Origin of the sequence: Puniceibacterium confluentis (assembly GCF_007923445.1) — a bacterium.
GTDB lineage: Bacteria > Pseudomonadota > Alphaproteobacteria > Rhodobacterales > Rhodobacteraceae > Puniceibacterium > Puniceibacterium confluentis.
In genome coordinates this window covers 119,477-141,128 of record NZ_VOJI01000010.1, presented here as the reverse complement: position 1 = coordinate 141,128, position 21,652 = coordinate 119,477, and the positions used below count along the sequence as shown (strand labels likewise).

General features: G+C 65.0%; 24 protein-coding genes. 11 read left to right on the top strand and 13 right to left on the bottom strand.

All coding sequences use genetic code 11. The features are described 5' to 3' along the window. The first annotated feature begins 50 nt into the window (after nucleotides 1-50). The 4 genes from msrB to FOY53_RS13060 all read left to right on the top strand — a co-directional run bounded on the left by msrB (nucleotide 51) and on the right by FOY53_RS13060 (nucleotide 3,026). Complete coding sequence (msrB, locus tag FOY53_RS13075) at nucleotides 51-500, top strand: peptide-methionine (R)-S-oxide reductase MsrB (RefSeq protein WP_146589528.1); 450 nt, start codon at nucleotides 51-53, stop codon at nucleotides 498-500. Then, the gene (gene msrA / locus FOY53_RS13070) at nucleotides 497-1,003 is read left to right on the top strand and encodes a peptide-methionine (S)-S-oxide reductase MsrA (protein ID WP_146589526.1); all 507 of its coding nucleotides are present in this window, start codon (nucleotides 497-499) and stop codon (nucleotides 1,001-1,003) included. The genes msrB and msrA overlap by 4 nt, the downstream gene beginning before the upstream one ends. A 441-nt stretch (nucleotides 1,004-1,444) precedes the next feature. After that, nucleotides 1,445-1,789, top strand: a complete 345-nt coding sequence (locus FOY53_RS13065) for a hypothetical protein (RefSeq protein ID WP_146589524.1) — start codon at nucleotides 1,445-1,447, stop codon at nucleotides 1,787-1,789. A gap of 331 nt (nucleotides 1,790-2,120) precedes the next feature. After that, nucleotides 2,121-3,026 (top strand): SH3 domain-containing protein, encoded by a 906-nt coding sequence (locus FOY53_RS13060; RefSeq protein ID WP_146589523.1) that lies wholly within the window; start codon nucleotides 2,121-2,123, stop codon nucleotides 3,024-3,026. 158 nt (nucleotides 3,027-3,184) lie between these two features. Here the strand turns inward: FOY53_RS13060 and FOY53_RS13055 are convergent, their stop codons facing one another. Beyond that, on the bottom strand, nucleotides 3,185-4,561 hold the full coding sequence (locus tag FOY53_RS13055; protein WP_146589521.1) for a hypothetical protein: 1,377 nt from the start codon (nucleotides 4,559-4,561) through the stop codon (nucleotides 3,185-3,187). 488 nt (nucleotides 4,562-5,049) lie between these two features. Here FOY53_RS13055 and pnp point away from each other — a divergent pair, with 488 nt between their 5' ends. Next, on the top strand, nucleotides 5,050-7,194 hold the full coding sequence (pnp, locus tag FOY53_RS13050) for a polyribonucleotide nucleotidyltransferase (RefSeq protein WP_146589519.1): 2,145 nt from the start codon (nucleotides 5,050-5,052) through the stop codon (nucleotides 7,192-7,194). Between the two features lie 166 nt (nucleotides 7,195-7,360). Here pnp and FOY53_RS13045 read toward each other — a convergent pair whose 3' ends face one another. Further along, the gene (locus tag FOY53_RS13045) at nucleotides 7,361-7,576 is read right to left on the bottom strand and encodes a hypothetical protein (RefSeq protein ID WP_146589517.1); all 216 of its coding nucleotides are present in this window, start codon (nucleotides 7,574-7,576) and stop codon (nucleotides 7,361-7,363) included. Nucleotides 7,577-7,671: 95 nt separating this feature from the next. Here FOY53_RS13045 and FOY53_RS13040 point away from each other — a divergent pair, with 95 nt between their 5' ends. Further along, nucleotides 7,672-8,583 (top strand): LysR family transcriptional regulator, encoded by a 912-nt coding sequence (locus FOY53_RS13040; RefSeq protein ID WP_186766600.1) that lies wholly within the window; start codon nucleotides 7,672-7,674, stop codon nucleotides 8,581-8,583. A 200-nt stretch (nucleotides 8,584-8,783) separates the two neighbouring features. On the opposite strand, the gene FOY53_RS13035 is transcribed toward FOY53_RS13040, so the two are convergent. Then, nucleotides 8,784-9,470 carry a response regulator transcription factor gene (locus tag FOY53_RS13035; protein ID WP_146589513.1) on the bottom strand — a complete coding sequence of 229 codons (687 nt, stop codon included), beginning with the start codon at nucleotides 9,468-9,470 and terminating at the stop codon, nucleotides 8,784-8,786. Nucleotides 9,471-9,624: 154 nt separating this feature from the next. Between FOY53_RS13035 and ribA the strand changes: the two genes are divergently transcribed. The 3 genes from ribA (at nucleotide 9,625) to FOY53_RS13020 (ending at nucleotide 12,317) form a co-directional block, all read left to right on the top strand. After that, complete coding sequence (gene ribA / locus FOY53_RS13030; protein WP_146589511.1) at nucleotides 9,625-10,716, top strand: GTP cyclohydrolase II; 1,092 nt, start codon at nucleotides 9,625-9,627, stop codon at nucleotides 10,714-10,716. Nucleotides 10,717-10,800: 84 nt separating this feature from the next. Next, a complete protein-coding gene (locus FOY53_RS13025) occupies nucleotides 10,801-11,802 on the top strand; it encodes an LLM class flavin-dependent oxidoreductase (protein ID WP_146589509.1) in 1,002 nt (333 codons plus the stop codon). Next, on the top strand, nucleotides 11,799-12,317 hold the full coding sequence (locus FOY53_RS13020; RefSeq protein WP_146589507.1) for a L,D-transpeptidase family protein: 519 nt from the start codon (nucleotides 11,799-11,801) through the stop codon (nucleotides 12,315-12,317). Before FOY53_RS13025 ends, FOY53_RS13020 begins: the two co-directional genes overlap by 4 nt. Here the strand turns inward: FOY53_RS13020 and FOY53_RS13015 are convergent. The 10 genes from FOY53_RS13015 to FOY53_RS12970 form a co-directional block, all read right to left on the bottom strand. Continuing rightward, nucleotides 12,305-12,691, bottom strand: a complete 387-nt coding sequence (locus FOY53_RS13015) for a YbhB/YbcL family Raf kinase inhibitor-like protein (RefSeq protein WP_146589505.1) — start codon at nucleotides 12,689-12,691, stop codon at nucleotides 12,305-12,307. The genes FOY53_RS13020 and FOY53_RS13015 overlap by 13 nt on opposite strands. 73 nt (nucleotides 12,692-12,764) lie before the next feature. Beyond that, complete coding sequence (locus tag FOY53_RS13010) at nucleotides 12,765-13,790, bottom strand: permease (RefSeq protein ID WP_146589503.1); 1,026 nt, start codon at nucleotides 13,788-13,790, stop codon at nucleotides 12,765-12,767. Continuing rightward, nucleotides 13,783-14,154: an ArsR/SmtB family transcription factor gene (locus tag FOY53_RS13005; RefSeq protein ID WP_146589501.1), complete on the bottom strand. Its 372-nt coding sequence runs from the start codon at nucleotides 14,152-14,154 to the stop codon at nucleotides 13,783-13,785. The genes FOY53_RS13010 and FOY53_RS13005 overlap by 8 nt, the downstream gene beginning before the upstream one ends. Nucleotides 14,155-14,252: 98 nt before the next feature. After that, nucleotides 14,253-15,449, bottom strand: a complete 1,197-nt coding sequence (locus FOY53_RS13000) for a BatD family protein (protein ID WP_146589499.1) — start codon at nucleotides 15,447-15,449, stop codon at nucleotides 14,253-14,255. Further along, complete coding sequence (locus tag FOY53_RS12995) at nucleotides 15,443-16,093, bottom strand: hypothetical protein (protein WP_146589497.1); 651 nt, start codon at nucleotides 16,091-16,093, stop codon at nucleotides 15,443-15,445. The genes FOY53_RS13000 and FOY53_RS12995 overlap by 7 nt, the downstream gene beginning before the upstream one ends. Continuing rightward, the gene (locus tag FOY53_RS12990; protein ID WP_146589495.1) at nucleotides 16,093-17,028 is read right to left on the bottom strand and encodes a vWA domain-containing protein; all 936 of its coding nucleotides are present in this window, start codon (nucleotides 17,026-17,028) and stop codon (nucleotides 16,093-16,095) included. Before FOY53_RS12990 ends, FOY53_RS12995 begins: the two co-directional genes overlap by 1 nt. Continuing rightward, a complete protein-coding gene (locus tag FOY53_RS12985) occupies nucleotides 17,025-17,978 on the bottom strand; it encodes a VWA domain-containing protein (protein WP_146589493.1) in 954 nt (317 codons plus the stop codon). The genes FOY53_RS12990 and FOY53_RS12985 overlap by 4 nt, the downstream gene beginning before the upstream one ends. Next, nucleotides 17,975-18,352, bottom strand: a complete 378-nt coding sequence (locus tag FOY53_RS12980; protein WP_146589491.1) for a hypothetical protein — start codon at nucleotides 18,350-18,352, stop codon at nucleotides 17,975-17,977. The genes FOY53_RS12985 and FOY53_RS12980 overlap by 4 nt, the downstream gene beginning before the upstream one ends. Then, complete coding sequence (locus tag FOY53_RS12975; RefSeq protein ID WP_186766599.1) at nucleotides 18,349-19,194, bottom strand: DUF58 domain-containing protein; 846 nt, start codon at nucleotides 19,192-19,194, stop codon at nucleotides 18,349-18,351. Before FOY53_RS12975 ends, FOY53_RS12980 begins: the two co-directional genes overlap by 4 nt. Beyond that, a complete protein-coding gene (locus FOY53_RS12970) occupies nucleotides 19,191-20,186 on the bottom strand; it encodes an AAA family ATPase (protein WP_146589487.1) in 996 nt (331 codons plus the stop codon). Before FOY53_RS12970 ends, FOY53_RS12975 begins: the two co-directional genes overlap by 4 nt. 197 nt (nucleotides 20,187-20,383) lie before the next feature. Here FOY53_RS12970 and gph point away from each other — a divergent pair, with 197 nt between their 5' ends. Then, nucleotides 20,384-21,043 (top strand): phosphoglycolate phosphatase, encoded by a 660-nt coding sequence (gene gph, locus FOY53_RS12965; RefSeq protein WP_186766598.1) that lies wholly within the window; start codon nucleotides 20,384-20,386, stop codon nucleotides 21,041-21,043. A 146-nt stretch (nucleotides 21,044-21,189) separates the two neighbouring features. Then, a complete protein-coding gene (locus FOY53_RS12960) occupies nucleotides 21,190-21,612 on the top strand; it encodes an NUDIX hydrolase (RefSeq protein ID WP_246107386.1) in 423 nt (140 codons plus the stop codon). The last annotated feature ends 40 nt before the right edge of the window (nucleotides 21,613-21,652 follow it).

Sequence of the window (21,652 nt, the reverse complement as noted above, 5' to 3'; positions counted from 1 at the left end):
CGCGGTCTCAGACCCCATCTTGAGGCAGATCAGCAAGAGAGGGAAATCGTATGGCCCGATACACCAAAGACCCCGACGTGATTGCGACGCTCACACCCGAGCAGTTCCGCGTCACCCAGCAAAGCGGCACGGAGCGGCCCGGAACCGGCGCCTATCTCGATAACAAGGCGGCGGGTATCTATGTCGATATTGTCAGTGGCGAGCCGCTGTTCGCCAGTTCCGACAAATATGAATCAGGCTGCGGCTGGCCCAGTTTCACCAAGCCGATCACGCCCGCACATGTGAACGAACTGCGCGATGTGTCTCACGGCATGATCCGCACCGAGGTGCGTTCGACCCACGGCGATTCACATTTGGGACATGTCTTTCCCGACGGACCACAGGATCGCGGCGGGCTGCGCTATTGCATCAACGGCGCCGCACTGCGGTTCATTGCCCGCGCTGACATGGAGGCCGAAGGCTACGGCGACTATCTCGATCAGGTGGAGGACGTGGCATGAGCGCGCGTGCAGTTCTGGCAGGAGGATGTTTCTGGGGCATGCAGGATCTGATCCGGCGGCTGCCGGGCGTCCTGGGCACCCGTGTCGGGTATACCGGCGGCGATGTGCCGAATGCCACCTATCGCAATCACGGCACCCATGCCGAGGGGATCGAGATCCGGTACGACCCCGAAAAGATTTCCTACCGTCGCCTTCTCGAGGTGTTCTTTCAGATCCACGATCCGACGACTTTGAACCGGCAGGGCAACGACATCGGGCTCAGCTACCGTTCGGCGATCTACTACGTCGACGAGGATCAAAAGGCGGTGGCAGAGGATACCATCGCCGATGTCGATGCGTCCGGGCTCTGGCCCGGCAAGGTGGTGACCGAGGTGGCGCCGGTCGGGGACTTCTGGGTCGCCGAAGAGGATCATCAGGACTATCTCGAGAAGTTTCCGAACGGCTACACCTGTCACTTTCCGCGCCCCGACTGGGTCTTGCCGGAACGCGACGCCGCAGAGTGATGTGACCCCGGAACGCCCCACCTGACGAGCGGGGCGTTTTATTGTGGCGACCAGTTGCCGGAAATCGTGTTCCAGAGTCCGGTCCCGGATAGGGGACAATTTCGCAACTCGGGCGCAGCGGCACCCATCAGGCTGCGCCGCACGACCCCCTGAGAACCGCCGTCGCGCGGTCGGCAGGTGCGGGTGACACGTCGCCCGGTAGCGGCAGGGCCCGGTGGTGCCTGTCCCCGAGGTGGGTCACCCATCCCCTTGATCAGACGTATCTTTTGTGTGCCGTCGGATACCGCGACGGGTGGGAATGGCTACCCGCGCTGAGTTCATGGCGGCTATGTCCAACCATGCGTGGTGCGCGGCTGCCAAAGCCATATATGCTGCAATGCAGAAACAGCGGGCATGGCAGTGCCCCGGACATTTCAAGAAATATGGAAAGCGAGACCCACAATGAAATTTGCACCTATCTTTGCCGCACTGGCCCTGACAGCGACACCGGTTCTGGCTGATGAGATCACCTTGAGCACACCGATGTCTGCAGGCACCCTGCACGAAGGCGGGCTCGACATGAGCGTTTATTGGATCGAAGTGGACGGCGGTCACGAAGTCGTCGGCACCTATACACCGCGTATCGGCGCCTATGCTCCGGTGCGTATCCAGATGTTGATGCAGGACGGCGACACCGTTGCCTTTGGCATGCCGGGCGCACGCGACGTGCTCTACAGCTTTGCCCGGACCGGTGACACTCTGCACGTGAGCGCGGAAAACACAGGTCTTCAGTACGCCAGCAACTGAGCTGCATTCTGACGGACAGGGCGCGCCGCAAGGTCCGCTGACACCCTGTGCTCTCACCCGTCGCGCGCTGCGCGGCGGGTGCACTGTTTTTCGGCGTAGAAGCGGACCCGCGCGGGTCACCTCCCCGGTGCCCGGTGCCCGGCACCTCCGTGACGTCGGCCAAGCGGTGCCGTTGCCCGGATGAGGAAATCCCGCTCCCGGACCTCCATTGAAGAAAACCACGCAAATTCATCGCGATGCTGGACAGGTGCCCGAATAGACCGTTGAGTGCGGTCAGGCCGCCCGCTCGCTCGGAGTGCCGGGCCGCCACCCATGATCCGGAGATCAGACCTTGACCAAATGGTATCTTGCTGCCGCAGTGATCGCGGTGTCGTTGCTCGGACCGACCAGGTCCGCGCATGCACAGGAATTGCAGCCGCAGTGCCAGCAGAACGTCAAGGAGCTGTGTGGGCGCGTCGGTGTCGGAACCTGTTTCGCAGATGGCGCGCTGTGGCCCCTGGTTGCCGATGAATGTGTCGGCGACATCCAGACGATGATCGAAATGGAACGCGAATTCCATGCCGAGCAGAACCGTCCGGCGTCGGCGGACCAACCGATGCGAATGGATGTGCTGGGGTATTCCTACGGCGGCACGCTGCGGGCAGGTCCGGGCACCAATTACAAAAAGATCGGAAGCCTCGCAGAGGGCGAACAGCTCTCTGGCCTCGAAGATACCGGCGTGGCCTTTGACGGATACAACTGGTTCAGGGTCAGCACCGGCATCGGTGAGGGTTATCACTGGGGGGGGATCTTCTGCACCGAAGGAACTTCGCCGGTGCGGGGCGTGTTCGCGGCCTGCAACGCCTCTGTGGTGCCGATGACCGTGTTCAGCTGTGATACCGGTGGAAAAACCGTGTCGGTCACCAGTGACAACAACAGTCTGACCTACAGCTACGGCGCGACCGGACGGATCGAAAAGTCGATCACCGGCGACGCGCGGTCAGGAAATCTCCACTGGATGCAAATGCGCTATGCCGGGCTGGTCAGCCAACTGCGTTTCTCCAGCGGAGAATACAGCTATATCCTGTTCCATGCAGAAGGGAACGCCAACACCGGGGCGCAGACGCACTCGGGGCTGGTTGTCATGCAGGGTACACGGGTGATCTCGGAAAAAACCTGCACGTCCCCGACAGCCTTCTCACCGTCGTTTGATTACGATGCTCTGCCGCGCGACTCGGAACGTTATTCGGCGATGTAACTGCCCGGTCGTTGCGGGTTGCCTCGGGCCGGACCCGCGGCGGGCATCCTTCACAGGTCAAAAGCCGAAAAGAGGCCGGGTTGGCGGGCGACAGGCAAGATGCGCCGGGCCAACCCGAAATTCCTGGTCCACGGTCGGCCGCGGCGGGGCCAGGGCCGTCAGCTGGATTTGCGACGACGCAGGCCGATGAGCGAGGCCACTGCCCCCACCAGAACCAGAAGCGAGGCGGGCAGGGGAACCGGCGACATGACCAACGTGCTGCCGGTGTCGTAAACCGGATCAATGCTCTTCGAGATCACTGGCTTGGTAAAGGGGGACCACGGCTGGACCGGCGTCACGGGGGCCGGATTCGTTATGATGATCTTTTCGCCGGTCGGGCTGTTGCTCAGCACCGGTGGGGCCGCAGGTCCACCCTCGGGGAGGCGGGGGGTGCCGGTTGTCGGCAGGCGCGGCGCGGTTCCCGGGCCACCTGTTCCGGTCAGCCCGGTGACAGGGTCGTCCCGCAGGCTGCGTTTGGGGTCATGGCCCGGATCTTCGGGATACATTGCCAACAAGTCCCCGCCCAGACACGGGCCGATCCGGTACTGGCCGTCCTCGGGGCCATAGCTGCAGACCCGGATTTCGGCAGAGCCAAGGCAGCCTTTGACTTGGTTCGCGCTGGTTGGCACATTGGCATCCGCCGCGCGGCTGAGCCGGGCCGACCGCCGGTCGCGGCTGAAATCGCCGTCAAAGACCCCGGGCACATAGGCGCGGGCCAGTGTTCCGTCTGGCTGAAAGGTCACAAAGATCTGGTCGGTCTGGGAAAAGAAGCCATCCACCGAATCGAGTGTCGCAAGGTACAGCTCGCCCGGCGCGTCCTTCATGCGGCAGGCCTGCAATTGCGGCAGGGTGGCCAGCGGTGTCGTTTCCGGGTCGGCGCGAAAGGTGACGCGCACGTTGTTCTCGACCTGCGGCGCTGCTGCGGTCTCTGTTCCCAGGCCCTGTGTGCAGGCGTCCAGCGCAGCCAGATCCGGTGCCGAAATGGCATCGACAACGTAGTGACCGGTGTCCATCGATACCGCCGCCAGGGTTGGCACGACGCCGTCCCGCAGCGCCGCATCCAGGCGCGCTGCTGTCTCTCCGGTCAGCATCAGGCTGTCGGTGCTGTTTTCCAGTGACCCCTGCACGTCCACCACGTAATCACCGATCCGCAAGGCGATCGGCCGACCGAACGCGATGCTGTATTTCAACTGCACCCGAAAGGTGACCTCACCCGGGATGCTCGATATGGCCTGCAGTGACGTCGCCGGACTGCGGATGATGCTGTCAAAGGGAATGTCGCGGCCATCAAAGCCCCGATACACGGAATTCTCGATTTCCACACGGCGGCTGGCGACGCAGGACACGCTGTTGCGCGTTGTCACCACAGACACCCCGCCCGGCAGAAATTCCTGGTGCACCGGCACCCCCGGAAGCCCGGAAAGAACGTCTGTATCGCTCAGAACCGCGGCCTGGGCGGCGACTGTGCCCAAAAGCAGGGCGATCTGTGAAACCATAAGGAAAGTGGGACGGCTGGGGATGCGCATGTGACTATGTTCCCGGTGATTCTGGGTGGTTCTGAATTCTGTGCCGACTCCGGACGGTTCTCTGCTGCACGGCGGTGTGCAGTCAGGTGCGCCACGAGGCGCAGGGTCGTCCGGGTGGGGCAATTTCGCTGTCATGTGTCAGTACTGACAGGGAAAAGTGGTCAAAAAACGGCAGTCTGCGGGATTCTCGACAAATTAGTCATTCCATGCAGCATCTTGGCACGATTTCGGGGCGGGCGGGGACCGGCGCGTGCCGCTTGAACCGCCGCAAGATGCAGGCACTGGCCGGCGTCACGACGGGTTTCCAAACGCGCCGGTTTCGTATAAGGGCGATGCATCTGAGACGTGACGCCCCGACTCCGGCGCATGACATGATGAAAGGGGTCGGCGGCAATGGGGCCGCCATTTGCATCGGGAGACCCGGAGGGCCGGGAGTGCTCCCTTACAGGATACGCTAGATGTTCAACGTTACGACGAAATCGATGCAGTGGGGCGAAGAGACGCTCACACTGGAAACGGGCAAGGTTGCCCGTCAGGCCGACGGTTCGGTCATCGCCACTCTGGGCGAGACATCCGTCATGGCCAACGTGACCTTTGCCAAAAAGGCAAAGGAAGGTCAGGACTTTTTCCCGCTGACCGTCCACTACCAGGAAAAATACTATGCCGCAGGCAAGGTGCCGGGCGGTTTCTTCAAGCGCGAAGCGCGCCCGACCGAGAAAGAGACGCTGACCGCGCGTCTGATCGACCGTCCGATCCGCCCGCTGTTCGTGCCCGGCTTCAAGAACGAAGTTCTGGTGATGTGTACCGTGCTGAGCCACGACCTTGTCAACGATCCCGACATGGTTGCGATGATCGCCGCGTCCGCAGCGCTGACGATCTCGGGGGCGCCGTTCATGGGCCCGATCGCAGGCTGCCGCGTGGGTTATGTGGACGGCGACTATGTCCTGAACCCCGAAATCGACGACATGCACAAGCTCAAGGACAACCCCGAGCAGCGTCTCGACCTGGTTGTCGCCGGCACCAAAGACGCCGTGATGATGGTCGAATCCGAGGCCTATGAGCTGACCGAAGAGGAAATGCTCGGCGCGGTTGCCTTTGCGCACGAGCAGATCCAGCCGGTTGTCGACCTGATCATCTCGCTCGCCGAAGCCTGCGCGAAAGAGCCGTTCGATTTCCAGCCCGCCGATTATTCGGACCTCTACGCGGCTGTGAAAGCGGCTGGCGAGGACAAGATCCGTGCCGCTTACGCGATCACCGACAAGCAGGAACGCACAACGGCGGTTTCCGACGCCAAGGCAGCCATCAAGGAAGCCCTGTCCGAAGAGCAGCTTGCCGATGAGAACCTTGGCACCGCGCTGAAGAAGCTCGAAGCAAGCGTTCTGCGCGGCGATGTCGTGAAAACCGGCAAGCGGATCGACGGCCGTGCGCTGGACACCGTGCGCCCGATCGTCTGCGAAACCGGCCTGCTGCCGCGCACGCACGGCTCGGCCCTGTTCACCCGCGGCGAAACCCAGGGTCTGGTTGTGACCACGCTGGGCACCGGCGATGACGAGCAGATGATCGACAGCCTGCAGGGCATGTACAAGTCGAACTTCCTGCTGCACTACAACTTCCCCCCGTATTCGGTTGGTGAAGCCGGGCGCGTGGGCCCTCCGGGTCGTCGTGAAATCGGCCATGGCAAGCTCGCCTGGCGTGCGCTTCAGGCGGTTCTGCCGGCGGCCACGGATTTCCCCTACACCATCCGCGTCGTCTCCGAGATCACCGAATCCAACGGCTCGTCCTCGATGGCGTCGGTCTGCGGCGGGTCGTTGTCGATGATGGATGCGGGCGTGCCGCTGAAATCGGCTGTGGCCGGTGTGGCCATGGGTCTGATCCTCGAGGAAGACGGTTCCTACGCGGTGCTGACCGACATCCTGGGTGACGAAGATCACCTTGGTGACATGGACTTCAAGGTCGCGGGCACCGAAAACGGCATCACCTCGCTGCAGATGGACATCAAGGTCGCCGGCATCACGCAGGAGATCATGCAAAAGGCACTGGCGCAGGCCAAGGCCGGTCGTCTGCACATCCTGGGCGAGATGGGCAAGGCCCTGTCCGGTGCGCAGGAATTCAGCGTGCACGCGCCGCGCATCGAGACCATGCAGATCCCCACCGACAAGATCCGTGAAGTCATCGGATCGGGCGGCAAGGTCATCCGCGAGATCGTCGAGGTTTCCGGCGCGAAGGTCGACATCAACGACGAAGGCATCATCAAGATCGCATCGCCCAACGGCGAAGCCATCAAGAAGGCCTACGACATGATCTGGTCGATCGTGGCCGAGCCGGAAGAGGGCCAGGTCTATGACGGCAAGGTCGTGAAGATCGTCGATTTCGGCGCCTTCGTGAACTTCTTTGGCAAGCGCGACGGTCTGGTGCACGTGTCCCAGATCGAGAATCGTCGCCTGAACCACCCGTCCGATGTACTGAAAGAAGGACAGGACGTGAAGGTCAAGCTTCTCGGCTTTGACGATCGTGGCAAGGTCCGCCTGTCGATGAAGGTCGTGAACCAGGAAACTGGCGAAGAGATGACGGCCGAGCAGCAGAAAGAAGCTGCGGAAAGCTGATTTCGCCGCAACGCGAAACAGGAAAGCCCCCGCCATGTGCGGGGGCTTTTGCGTTGTTGTGGTCAGTCCGGCGCGGCCTCCGGGCCCGGGTTCCGCAGGCTGTACCCGCTGGGTCCGGTCCGCCGGGCAAGTCTGGCCCGGGCGCGCATGCGGGCGGTTGGCATGGTCAGAACTGGTGGTGATACACCTGCATCATGTTCTGGACATCCAGGTCGCTTGAAAATGCATCCGGGTTGTTCCAGATCATTTCCCGGATAAACCTGCGTCGCGCGCATGCCTCCTCGACCTCCGGCTGGCCCTGACCTGTCCCGGGTGCCGCCAGGCGGCCGAGACTTCCGGCAAAGATCTTCCAGACGTTGAGCGGTGTGAAAAGTTGTTCCATCATTACAATCCTTTCCCGAAGTGGGGCCCTGTTCGGATCCTGCACCCATCCGTTTTGTTGTGGAATTCTCTGAAACGATGTGTTGCTCTTCAAAAATGAAGAGCGATTTTCGCAACTGGTCAGACATCAGGGTGTTCCTGGAGGTGATCCGCACTGGTTCGACGCTTGCGGCGTCGAAAGTCCTGGGGATTGCCCAGCCGACCGTGGCCCGGCGGATGGATACGCTGGAGCACGACCTTGGCCTGCGGCTGTTCGAACGGGACACGCGTGGCTTCCGGCCGACGGCGCAGGCGCAGGCGCTGATTCCGTTTGCGGAATCGATGGAACAGTGTGCGGCCGATCTGGCAGGTGAGGCGCGACACCAACGTTCCGATGTGGCGCCCATCCGGATCACAGCAGCAGCGTTCAATTTCGCCACGACATTCAAGGCGATACTGGCCGAGTTCCAGGGAACCCATCCGGAAACCCGGTTTGAATTCATCGCGACTGACAGGATACTTGACCTGTCAGCCGGAGAAGCCGACATCGCGATCCGTCACGGCCGGGTGTTCGACGACAAGAACCTGATCTGCCGCAAGCTGAGCGAAGGCACCTTTGCGCTGTACGCCTCGCGTGACTATGTCCGGGCACATGGGTGTCCCACCTCGGCGCAGGACCTTCGCAATCATTCGGTGATCGTGCCCGAAGGGGATGGTATGCCGCGTCAACTGCGGGACTGGGGGGCGGACCAGATCGATCCCGCGCGAACCGTCATGGCATGCTCGGATTGGCCGTCGCTGCTCACCACCATTGAAACCGGCGCCGGGATCGGGCCGATCGCGACTTCTCTGGGCGACGGCATGGACGACCTTGTGCGGTGTCTGGACCTTCCCGACAGCACGTCCTTCCTGACAATGCTGCTGGTGAGCCCGCAGGCCTACAGTCGCAAGGACGTCAAAGCGTTCACCGCCTTTTTTGCACCGCGCTATGCGGCGTTTGCCCGGGCCGAACGATTGGCGCGTAAATGAAGGCGGGAGTGGGGCCTGTGTCTGCGATGTGTCGACGACCGGGTTTCCCGGATTGGCCAACGTCAAAAAAAGGCCCGGGCAAAGCCCGGGCCAGTCCAACAGGGAGGGTGCATGTGAGAACCCGCACATGCAACGGGATCAGAAAAATCAAACGCGTCCTGACGGTATAGGTTCCATTCCGCGGAAGAAAAAGTACGACCTTAGGAGACGAGCCGGTAACCGCCGGATTCGGTGACCAGCAGCCGGGCGTTCGAGGGATCGGGCTCGATCTTCTGGCGCAGGCGGTAGATGTGGGTTTCCAGCGTGTGTGTGGTGACCCCGGCATTGTAGCCCCAGACCTCATGCAGCAGCACATCGCGGGCCACGATGCCGTCGGTCGATCGGTACAGGAACTTGAGAATGTTGGTCTCTTTCTCGGTCAGACGAATCTTCTTGTCGTCATCGGTAACCAGCATCTTCATCGACGGCTTGAAGGTGTACGGCCCGAGAGTGAACACCGCGTCCTCGGACTGCTCGTGCTGGCGCAACTGGGCGCGGATGCGGGCCAGAAGCACGGGAAACTTGAACGGTTTGGTGACGTAGTCATTGGCCCCGGCATCCAGACCCAGAATGGTGTCTGCATCGGAATCGTGCCCGGTCAGCATCAGGATCGGCGCCTTGATGCCCTGCTTGCGCAGCAGGCGGCACAGCTCGCGCCCGTCGGTATCGGGCAGGCCGACATCCAGAATGATCAGATCGTAGTTCTGTTCCTTGGCACGGCTCATGGCGCCAATGCCGTTCTCAGCCTCGAAGACCTCGAAGTCCTCGGTCATGACCAGCTGTTCAGCGAGCGCCTCGCGCAGATCGTCATCGTCATCGACCAGCAGGATATTCTTGAGTTGCGCCATGTTGCCTTCTCCTTGTGTTGTGAGGCAGATGTGATGCGCAGGCGCAGAGGACAAGTTTTGCTGCAACGCTGTCACGGCCTCGTGTATCAGGGGGCCAAATGTTACAGATTTTCGGCCCCGTGTTGCAATTCGGGGCATGAACCAGAGGACCAGGATGACCTTCCGACCGGATCTGACCGAAGGATTGGCCCGCGCCCGCGCCGACCTGCGCATGGGGGTGCCGGTGGTTTTGTGCGACGCGCGGGCCAGCGTACTGATACTGGCGGCCGAAACGCTGTCGGCGCAGCGCCTGCGCGATGTGCAGGATCTGGGGGGGATGGCAGATCTCGCCCTGACCCGCTGGCGCGCCGAGACACTGAAGGCGCGGGCCTATGACGGCGATCTGGCCCGGGTGGCCCTGCCTGCCGGGGCCGAACTGGCCTGGGTGCAGGGGTTGGCGGACCCTGCGAACGATCTTTCGGTGCCGATGAAAGGCCCGCTGCAAAGCCGGCGCGACGGGGACGCCGGGCTGCATCGTCTGGCGCTGACGCTGGTGAAAAGTGCGCGGTTGCTGCCGGCGGCAGTGGTGGTGCCGCTCGAGGATGGCGCAGCTTTTGCCGCCGCCCATGATCTGGGGGTGATCGACGCCGCCGCCGCCTCGCCACACCTGCTGACCCTCAGCGGGCTCGAGCAGGTGATTTCCGCCCGCGTGCCCCTGCGGGCGGCAAAGAACGCCCGGTTGCACATCTTCCGCCCCGAGGACGGCTCGGACGAACATTACGCCATCGAAATCGGACGCCCCGACCGGCAGGCGCCGGTCCTTGCCCGCCTGCATTCGGCCTGTTTCACCGGAGACCTGCTGGGATCGCTGAAATGCGACTGCGGCCCGCAGCTGAACGCGGCGCTGGCCCAGATGGGCGAGGAGGGCGCAGGGGTGCTGTTGTATCTCAACCAGGAAGGGCGCGGGATCGGGCTTGCCAACAAGATGCGGGCCTATTCCCTGCAGGACCAGGGCTTTGACACGGTCGAGGCCAATCACCGGCTGGGGTTCGAGGATGACGAGCGGGATTTTCGCCTTGGCGCGCAGATCCTGCGGCGGATGGGGTTTGCACAGGTTCGGCTGCTGACCAACAACCCCCGCAAGATCGAGATGATGCGGGCCTGCGACATCACTGTGACCGAACGGGTGCCGCTGAAAGTGGGCGCAAACCCGCATAACGCCGCCTATCTGGCGACCAAGGCGGCAAAGTCGGGGCATCTGCTTTAGCGCGTCTTTCGATCAGGCGGTCCCCGGGGCTTGCATGACGGCGCCATGTGCTTAGGTGGATGTGACACCACAAGGATGCTGCGCATGAAATTTTCCGTTCTCGACCTCGCCCCGGTGCCGGAAGGGGCCGACACCGCCGAGGCACTGCGCAACACCGGTGCGCTGGCGCGGCACGCCGAGGCGCTGGGGTATCACCGCTATTGGCTGGCCGAGCATCACAACATGAAGGGCATCGCCTCTGCGGCGACGTCGGTGCTGATTGGCCATGTGGCGGGGCTGACCCGCACCATGCGGGTCGGGGCAGGGGGCATCATGCTGCCCAACCACGCACCGCTGGCCATTGCAGAACAGTTCGGCACGCTGGCGACGCTGTATCCCGACCGCATCGATCTGGGTCTGGGCCGCGCGCCTGGCGGTGACATGGCGGTGATGCGCGCCTTGCGTCTGCGACAAGAATCCAGCGACCGCTTTCCCGAGGATGTGGCTGAATTGCTGACATATTTTGGCCCCGAACTGCCCGGCGCGGCAGTGGCGGCGCACCCCGGGCAGGGCACAGGGGTGCCGCTGTGGATCCTGGGCTCGTCCCTCTATGGCGCGCAGGTGGCCGCGCATTTCGGGCTTCCGTATGCCTTTGCCTCGCATTTCGCACCTGCCGCACTGGAGCAGGCGTCGGAAATCTATCGCGCGAGGTTCCAGCCGTCACAGACGCTGGACAGGCCGCATTTCATGCTTGCGGTCAACGTCTTTGCCGCCGACAGCGATGCCGAAGGCATCCGGCTGCGCACCTCGATGCAGCAGGCGTTTTACCGGCTGCGCACAGGTGGTTCCGGCAAACTTCCGCACCCGGTGGACCGGATCGGGGATGTGATCCCGGAACACGCCCGTCCGATGGTGGACGAAGCCCTGCGGATCACCGCCGTCGGCGGGCCGGAGACCGTGCGCGACCAGCTGCGCGCGCTGGTGGCGCAGTACCGACCCGACGAGGTGATCCTCACCGGGCAGATTCACGACCACACGGCGCGGATGCGGTCGTTCGAAATTGCGGCCGGGGCGCTGCGCGAGCTGAACGAAAGCCTTGCGGCATGAGCCGCGGTGACCTAGTCCTGACCCGCACCGGGCTGCGGTTCAACGGTCGGCTCTGGCCCTGCAGCATCGGTCGGGGTGGTGTGTCGGCCCACAAGCGCGAAGGCGACGGGGCAACCCCGACCGGGGTGCACCACATCGTCGGAATGCTTTACCGGCCAGACCGGGTGGCGCCGCCCGCCAACTGGGCCGAGCCGATTCTTCCCGGCGATCTGTGGTCGGACGATCCGGACCATCGGGATTACAATCAGATGGTCCGCGCGCCCTACGCCCACAGCCATGAACGGCTGCGGCGGGCCGATCCGCTGTACGATCTGGTGCTGCTGACCGACTGGAACTGGCCCGACGCCGTTGCCGGGCGCGGCTCGGCGATCTTTCTGCACCAGCAGCGCCGCAAGGGGTTTCCGACCGAGGGCTGCATCGCCGTCTCACGCAGCGATCTGTGGCGGATCGCCGGTGCCATCGACCTCGGCAGCCGGTTGATCGTGCCCCCGGCGCTGGCGGATCACTCGGGGTAGGTGCGGCGCGCCTTGGTTGTGGCCAGCACCCGGTTTCCGCTGCGCGCGGTGGCCGTCCATTCGTAGGTGTGCGCGCCGTCCGGAGGGCAGGGGCTGTTGTACCTGAAGGTGCCGAACGGGATCATGCCGCTGCCCGAGATGCGCAGTTTGCCGCCGCCGTGGTTGAACTTCGGCCGGTCTAGATCCTTGAGGCGCAGTTCCAGCGTGTCGGTTCCCGGCGGCACATCGCGCACAACGAACTGCGGCGAGGCGACCTTGCGTGACTTGCCATTGGTGCAAAGCGGGATGTCGCCCCAGGTGAAGGCAAGGGAAAATTCGGCGCTGGCGCTGGTGGCCGAAACAACAAGCGCGGCGCACAGGATTGCAATTTTCACAATAAAACTCCTCTCGCAAAATGTGAGAGCGATTGTAGCTGCGGACGGTCCGTTGTGGCTACAGCTTTATCCGTCAGGCCAATGCCCCCCAGGCCAGACCTGCGAGGATGGCGCCCGTCATTGCAAATCCGAGATAGGCCACGAAGATCCGGGGTTTCACCAGTGCCCAGACCGCCAGGGCCGCCGGGATGCAACTGACGCCGCCAGCAATGACAAAGCTCATTGCGGCGCCCTGTGCCATGCCCTGCGCCAGAAGCGCATCGACCAGCGGCACGGCGGCATAGCCGTTCAGATAGGCCGGCGCCCCGACCAGTGCCCCCAGCAGGATCGGCGTGACCCCGGTGCCGCCCAGCACCCCGGCGATCCAGTCAGCGGGCACATAGGTGATCATCACCGCCTCGACCGCATAGGCCAGGGTCAGCCACTTTACCAGGAACAGCGCATTGCTCCGGCCGGTGTCGCGAAACGTCCGGCGGCGCCCGGCATCGTTCCAGAAGCGCCAGACCGGGGCGCCGCGAAACGGTTTGCGCGCGCCAAAGCAGCTGCCCGACGGCGCCTCGGCGCGCAGCGGGTCGCGAAAGACCGGGCTTTGGGCAAAGACCATGGTGCCAAGCCCGCCCATCAGGCCGATTCCAACGGCGGCGATGGTCTTGGCGAGGGCAAAATCCCAGCCCAGCGTGCCACTGGTGATCAGGAACATCGCCGGGTCCATCAGTGGCGACGCCAGCCAGAACGCCATCACCGCGCTCAATGGCGCCCCGACCGCCAGCAAGGCCGCGATAAAGGGGATCACTTCGCAGGAACAGAAGGGTGACAGCCCGCCCAGCAGGGCAGCGAACAGGATCATCCGCGTCTCGCGGCCTTCGAATGCGCGCGCCAGCAGGGTCTCGGCGCCACTGGCCTTGAGGTAGGCAACGGCCAGAACCGCGAACAGGATGAACGGTGCGGTGTGCCAGAGGGCGGTCAGGGTAAAGCCGAACGTGGGCCAGAACTGTGCCCGGTCAAGCAGGGCGATCAGGGCGAGGATGACTGCGGTGGCCAGCCAGGGCTTGCCGGGTCGCGGCAGGCCGCGCGGTGCAAGTGCGGTGCTGTCAGTCATGTGTATGGTCCTTTGGCGGCGCATCGGGGGCCGCGGGATCGGTGCAGTCAGGGCAGTCGGCGCAGCAGTTGCGCAGCAGGAATTCCGACAGATCCCGCAGGGTGCCATAGGATACGGCCGCACAGATGATGCTGCGTCCCTGCCGCTCCTGGGTGATCAGACCGGCCTGACTGAGGATGCGCAGATGGTGTGTCAGGGTCGATCCGGTCACACCCGAACGACTGCCAAGCGCGCCGATGCTCAGGCCCTTGGGACCGGCGCGAACCAGGGTCTGCAGGACACCGAGGCGCTGTTCCGAGCCGAGCGCGGCAAAGGTGGAAGCGGCGACTTCAAGGGCGGGTGCATTGGGTGATTCTATTTTCATATTTTTAGAATTATAGAAATGATCTTTCCTGGCAAGTTTTATTTCGAAACCTATCGAAGTATGGCTGCCAGGCGCTGTGACCCCCGCGTTGCGCAGGCTCAGGAGCGGAGGAGTCCGAGAACCGCCTTGCGCAGGGCCCTGAGATCCACGCCGGACCGCGGTCCTGGGCGACCGAAGACCTGGGCGTCCAGCGGGGCAAGCACGGCGTGTTCATCCTGCGGACCCTCGCCGCCATGGTGGCGCAACAACGCCACGGCGGTTGTGCGGAATGCTTCGGCGTCCTGCGCCCGGACCTGACGGCGCAACGCGCGGCGCAGACGCCAGCGGATCAGCGCGCGCCGTGCCGTGTCCCGCGGCACCCCGACGATTGCACGCCCTGCCGCCAGCACCGACAGGGCGAGTGTGACGGTCAGCCCCCAGACAGCCACCGCCAGCCAGCCACCCGCGAAACCCGTGCGCCAGCTGGCGGCGGAGTTATCGGCAAAACTGAGATAGCCGATCGGCGCCGCAGGAATGGTTAGCGTACGGGCCTGGCCGGCGTCGGTGTCAAACCACGGGATCGTCACGGCAGGCAGCACGCCCAGTTCGCCGGTGGTGGGGCGCAGGGTCCAGCGCCAGATCACGGTTGTGACCGGCCCCTGCGGCGTCAGTTGCTGGCTGCGGTGCTCGGGCGGGCTGAAGGTGATCAGCCAGGGCGCCCGCATCGGTGGCTGTGTGGGCAACATCTCGGGTGTGGCGCCGAACACCCGAAGGATCACCCGCCGCTCGGCGCTTTCGCCGTCTTTCAGTTGCGCGGCATCGGTGCTCCATTCGTCAGAGAGTTCCACCGCGCGGGCCGGCAGCCATGCCGCGCCGTCCCTCTCGGGCGCGGGCCGCACCGTCAGGGTGACGGGCGCCGAGCGGATGATCGTCCGACGGCGCGCGCCGGCATCCAGATACTCCAACTCATGCGCGACCGGCAGCAGCGTCAGCGACCCGGTGGCCTTGGGATACAGCGCGATGCGGCGCTCCATCACCCGCAGGCTGCGCCCGTCGATCCGCTGTTGTGACCAGACATCCTGTCCCAGACGAATCCAGTCCACGCCGTTCATGCGCCGCAGTTTCAGCTCTTCGCGGGTGATGTTCACCGCATAGATCCCGCGGATCGTCGCCAGCACCATCTGACCGGCCAGCGGTTGCGCCCCGGGATCGTCCAGCACCAGCTCCAACCGGGCCTGATCAGCGGGCAGTTCCACGCCCTGCGCCAGCGCCGGTGCGGCCAGAAAGGTGAACACCAGGAGCAGGCACCTTACCATTTGTCCCGCTCCTCGGCGGCGGCTGTCCCCGTGGCGCGACGGCGCTCCATCTCGGCGGCAAGGCGGTTTTGCAGATAGGTGCCGGGGGCATCCGCCAGGGCATCGAGCCAGGCGTCGCTGGCGGCCAGGGTCCGCTCGTCTTCCACGCCACGCTTGATGTTGCGGCGCAGCGGGTCGTGTTCGGAACTCAGCAGTGCCATTCCGGGATTTTCCGGATCAAACGCCTCGGTCGCAAGCCCCGAGGCGTTCAGCACCGCCCGGATGCGGCCATGTCCCCTGGCCTCGCCAACCACCGGATCAATCAGCCGGGCGACGGCATCGCGGCTGCGCTGCGCGCCCGCGTCAAAGCGGTTGGCGAACAGATAGGCATCGAAATAGGCGACCGACAGCGCATAATCGCCAGTCATCGCCAGCGACAGGCCGCGGTCAAAGGTTGCACTGCGTCCGGCGGCGACGAAGGCGGCATCAGCCTCGGCATAGCGGCCCAGTTCATAAAGCGCGGCGCCGCGGGTGGCGGCGTCCTCCAGCAGCGGCAGGGCCAGCCCCGGTGCGCCGACGCGCCACAGCAGACGGGCCCAGGCCTCGGGACCGGCAGCGATGGCCAGCAGCAGGGTCAGCGCCACGAGGACTGAGCGGCGTCGCATCACACCGCCCTTCGCCGCCGGAACAGCCCCAGCAGGGCAAGGCAGGCCAGCGCGGCGGCCCAGCGGCCGTGGTCGTGAAACAGCACCGACCGGCGTGAACGCTCGCCCGCCGTCAGATCGCGCTGTCCGGTCAACCTGACGATCAGAGGGTTAAGGTCGTCCGGTGTGGCCACGATGCCGCCGCCGGCGGCGGTCAGACGGACCAGCCCGGCGGTATCGGTGGGCGGCATCCCGTAGGGGGCAGTCCGGGGCGCGATTGCCACCGCCGAGACCCGCACCCCGGTGGCGCGCAGCCGTTCCGCCTCGCTCAGGGCTGCGGGTCCGAGCGCGCCGCCGTCGGTGACCAGCACCACATCCGCCCGCTCGGAGGCGGCGTCGGCCAGTGTCATGCGCGCCAGGGCCAGTGCCCGGTCCGGGCGGCTGCCGGCAACAGGCATGGTGTCGGCGCCGATCGCGCCGATGGCGGTCTGCAGGCTTGCGGTTTCCTCGATCGGCACACTGACCAGAAAGCTTTCTCCGGCATAGACCGCCAGAGCCACGGGCCTGGCGCCATGATGGTCAAGCAACCGCGATACCGAGGCCCGGGCATCGTCCAGACCGCCGCCCATCACCACAGAGGGTGACAGGTCCATCAGGATCATGATCACGTCGAGATTGCGGAACGCGGGCGCGTCCGCGCGCCGCGTCGCCGGTCCTGACAGCCCGACCGCCAGCAACGCAGCGGCCAGACCCAGCAGCCAGGGCCGCAGGCTGCGCGAAGCCGGATCCACCGCGCCGCGGGACTGCAGGAAAGCCAGCAGGTGCGGGTCGATCACCCCGCGCCAGCGCGCACCGCCGTTGGAGCGATGGGCCAGGCCCCAGGCCGCGATCAGTGCCAGCGGCACCCCGACAAGCCAGAACGGGCGCAGGATCAGGATGGCGCCCAGCGGGATCATGCCGCCTGCTCCGGACGTGCACACAGCAGCGCCGCAAGGATCAGAAACGCCGCACCGGCGGGCCAGATCCACAACTCGCGCCAGGCGAGCATCGGCGGGGCCGCGGCGGCGCTGGGTTCGAGCCTGTCGATGGCGGCGGTCACGGCGCGCAGATCGTCGGTTGTGCGCACCCGGAACATCTCGCCGCCAGCGGCCGTCGCGATCTGGCCCAGCGTTGCACTGTCGACCACATCGTCGTCGCGACCCGACGACTGTGCCTTGTCCGGTCCCAGCGCGATGGTGTGGATGCGGATGCCCAGTTCGTCGGCCTTCCGGGCGGCTGCCACAGGGTCGACGACTCCGCTGGTGTCGCGCCCGTCCGAGAGAAGGATGATCACGCGCGACGCAGCGGGGCGGTCACGCAACCGCCGGATGGCAAGCCCAAGTCCGTCCGCTATTGCCGTAGCCTTGCCAGAGACGCCGATCACCGAAGTCTCGACCACATGGGCCACGGCGGCCACGTCATGGGTCGGCGCGGCGGCGACAAAGGCGCGATCCCCGAACACCACCAGGCCGACGCGGTCGCCCGCACGCCCCCGGACGAACCGGGCCGCAACCGACTGCACCGCCGCCAGGCGCGACACGCGATGGCCGTCAAGGTCGAAATCCTCGCGCTCCATCGAACCTGACAGGTCCAGAACCAGCACGATGTCGCGGCCCGTGGCCGGCAGCGTGTCCAGGGTGGTCACGATCCGGGGGCCCGACAGCGCCAGAACCGTCAGGATCCAGGACAGCACCAGCCCGGCCAACCCGAGATGGCGTGTCGCCCGCCCGGTGCCTGCGATCCGCGTCTGAGCCAGGATCGCCGGCGGCAGGGTCACGGCCCCCCAGCGCGGCCGCCGGGGGGGCAGCAACAGCGCCAGCAGCGGCAAAGGCAGCAACAGCAAGGCCAGAGGAGCCGCCAGCGTCATTGTGTCCGCCTGACGCGCGCAGCCGCCAGCACCGCATGTTCCATCGGGCCGAAGTCGGCCGGAATCTGTGGGTTGTACAGGCTGTCATCCGGAAAAGCCCTGGCGGCCGCCGCCGGATCCAGACGCCGCAGCATCCGGGCCAGACCCACCATCCGAGCTTCCGGATCCAGTTGGCGCAGGCGGGCAACTTCGGTCGCGGCCTGTTGGCGCTTCGACGGCCGCCGCGCACTGAACAGGCGCAGCACCGGTGCCAGCAACAGCGCGGTCGCAATGCCAAGCGCCGCGAAGAGCAAGGCATCGCGCCAGCCAAAAGCCGCAAAGCCCGCCGGAATCCGCACCGGGGCAAGCAGTGCCAGCAAGTCTTCGGGAGTCATGCCGACTCGCTTCTGCGCAGCGGGTCATCACTGCAGTACAGAACCTCTGCGGGGACACCGAGACCTTGCAACAGCCCAAGGCCTGTCGACGAACCGAAGCGCACCTGGCGGATGCCGCGTCCCGCGTGCACGGGGAACACCCCGGGGGGCGGGTCTGTCTCAATCCTGTCCTGCACCAGCAGAACGCGCAGCCGACATTTGCGAATCGCCGCTTCGACAACGTTTGCAAAGTCCGCGCCCGGAGTGTCGAGCCCGGTCGCCAGCACGACTTCGCTGCCCGGCATCCCCTGCGCGACGGCATGGTCCAGCAACGTCGCCAGATCCGGGCCGAGGGCGGCAGGCAAAGCCAGCGCTTCGCCGTGCACCCGCACCAGTGCCGCGCAGATGTCCAGCATCGCCGCCGGGCGCGGGCGCGGGGCAGTTGCGGTGCTGGCATCGTCGCGCACGGCATGCAGACCGACCCGCCCGCCCGCAGCGACGGCACGCCAGCCCTCCAGAGCCAGCGCTTCGGCAGCGGCGACCGAGCGCAGGCGCCCGCGTGTGCCCCACAGCATCGGGCTGCGGAAATCGGCGACCAGCAGCAGTGTCCGGTCGACGTCCTCGTGAAAGGTGCGCACCTGCGCCCGGCCGCTGCGGGCTGTGGCGGCCGGGTCCAGCTTGCGCGGGTCATCGCCGTCCTGAAACGGGCGCAGGTCATGGATGTCACTTCCCTGACCGCGCCGCCGCCCGGCGACACTGCCGTTGTGCGAATGGGCATGGCCTCCCCGCGCCGCGTCCGGGGCCAGTCTTCCCAGGGCCACAAGCCGCCCGAGACTCAGGTTTATGCCGTCGGCCGGGGTCACAGCGGGGTCACACCCCGCAGGATTTCGGCAAAGATCGACCGTGCTGTGTCCCCCGCCGCGAGCGCGCGCCAGGTCGGCACCAGCCGGTGGCAGAGCACGTCCGGCGCCAGGGCGGCCACATCCTCGGGCAGGGCATACGCCCGCCCGCGCAGAAAGGCCCGGGCCCGCACGCAGGCGGCAAGGGACAGCGACCCGCGCGGTGACACCGCGTGGCGAATGCGCGGGGTGACATTCAGGCCCTCGGCCTCTTGTCGGGTCGCCATGACCAGCGCGACGATGTATTGCCGCAGCGCCAGTGACAGGTGCACTTGCGCGACCTCGGCCTTCATGTCTGCCAGCGCAGCAGCGGTCAGACAGTCGCCTGGCGGCGATGGAGGCTGTGTCAGCTCGCCTTCGACCAGATCGAGGATTGCCAGTTCCTGGGTGGCATCCGGCAAAGTCAGGATGACGTGCATCAGGAACCGGTCCAGCTGCGCTTCGGGCAGCGGAAAGGTGCCTTCGCTTTCCAGCGGGTTCTGGGTGGCGATCACCATGAATGGGTCCGGCAAGGCGCGTGTTGTGCCCCCCACCGTCACCTGGCCCTCACCCATCGCCTCGAGCAGGGCGGACTGTACCTTGGGCGGGGCGCGGTTGATTTCATCCACCAGAAGCAATTCGTGAAACACCGGACCCGGCAGAAACGTCATGTCGCCGGTTCCGGCGCGAAAGACCTGGGTGCCGGTGATGTCCGACGGCATCAGGTCCGGCGTGCACTGAATGCGGGCAAAGCGCGCCTCCATGCTGTCGGCCAGACGCCGGACGGACCGGGTTTTGGCCAGACCGGGCGCACCTTCGATCAGCAGGTGGCCACCGGTCAGCAGGGCGATCAGCAGACGTTCCACCAAAGCGTCATGCCCGACCAGTCCGGCTTGCAGACGGCGGGCCAGCGCGCGGGCCGGGGCATTGGCGTGGTCGGTTTCGGCCGTCTCCGGAATTGCAGAAGCATCTTCCATGCGGGCTCCTCCCTGTCCGGGGATAAAACCACAGGGGTCAGACGAAAAACACTCCGCCATTGGTCTGACTTTCCGGTGCCGGACAGCCACCGCCGTGCGCCCGGCAAAATGCCTTGAGCGCACAGTTGCAGGGTTCAAGTGCGCCCCACCTCGGCTTAGGGTCGCGGCAAATGATGATCCCTTTCCGGAGTACCCCCATGATCCGCACCGTTGTCTTTGACCTTGATGGCACGCTGGTGCACAGCGCGCCCGACCTGCACGCCGCCGCGAACCGGATGCTTGCCGACCTCGGGCGGGGTCCGCTTGAGCTCGAGACCGTGATCGGTTTTATCGGGCACGGTGTCGAGGCCCTCGTGCGCCGCTGCCTGCGCCATGTCGGTGAGGATCCGGAATCGCTGGCCCGGGCATTGGCGCTGTTTCATGCGCATTATGCCCGCGACCTGACCACATTGACCCGCCCCTATGCCGGTGTCATCGAGTTGCTCACACAACTCGAAGCGGGCGGCATGGCCCTGGGGATTTGCACCAACAAACCCGAAAAGCCGGCGCGGGATCTGTGTCAGGCACTTGATCTGGAAAGATTTTTTCCGGTCATATTCGGCGGGGACACGTTGGAGGTGCGCAAACCCGACCCCGCGCCACTGCGCCATGTCATCGCGTCCCTGCAGGGTACGGCGCCCGAGACCCTGTATGTCGGTGACAGCGAAACCGATTACCTGACCGCCCGCCGCGGCGGCGTGCGCTTTGCCTATTTCGAGGGCGGCTATCAGCGCACCGAGATTGCCGGTTTCAGGCCCGATCTGAAAGTCAGTGCAATGGGCGATCTCGCCGCGCACATTCTGGGGGTGCGGTGCTGAAAACGGCATTCGCTCTTGTATTGAAATGGCAAATTTTAACTATATGTAGATTTTTTGTTAAGGATATGCGAATATTTCTCGGGCAGCAGTGGATTGGAAACGGTACGAATATGCCTCAGATAGGAGAACAGATTGCGGCCCTGCCCATGCGTTGGGACCGGAACGGCGACTTGCAGATCCTGCTCGTCACCTCTCGGGATACAGGCCGCTGGGTGATGCCCAAGGGGTGGACCATGGACGGCCACAAACCCTGGGCCGCAGCCGAGATCGAAGCCTTGGAAGAGGCCGGGGCCACGGGGTACATCTCGCAGGAAGAAATCGGCGTCTACCGCTATCCGAAGATCATGGACAACGGCGCGATCGTGCCCTGCCGGGTGCGCATCTATCCGATGATCGTGGAAAAGCTGAAGCGCGACTGGAAAGAACGCAAAGAGCGCAAGCGCCAGTGGTTCAGCCCAAGATCAGCAGCCAAGAAGGTGGACGAAGAGGACCTGTCGAAACTGCTTCTGACACTGGCAAAAAAGCCCAAGAAGCAGCCGGTTATCCAGAATTTGCTGCGCACGGCCTGACCGGCGGGGCTTGGGGGCGCCGACCCCGAAATCGTTGCCT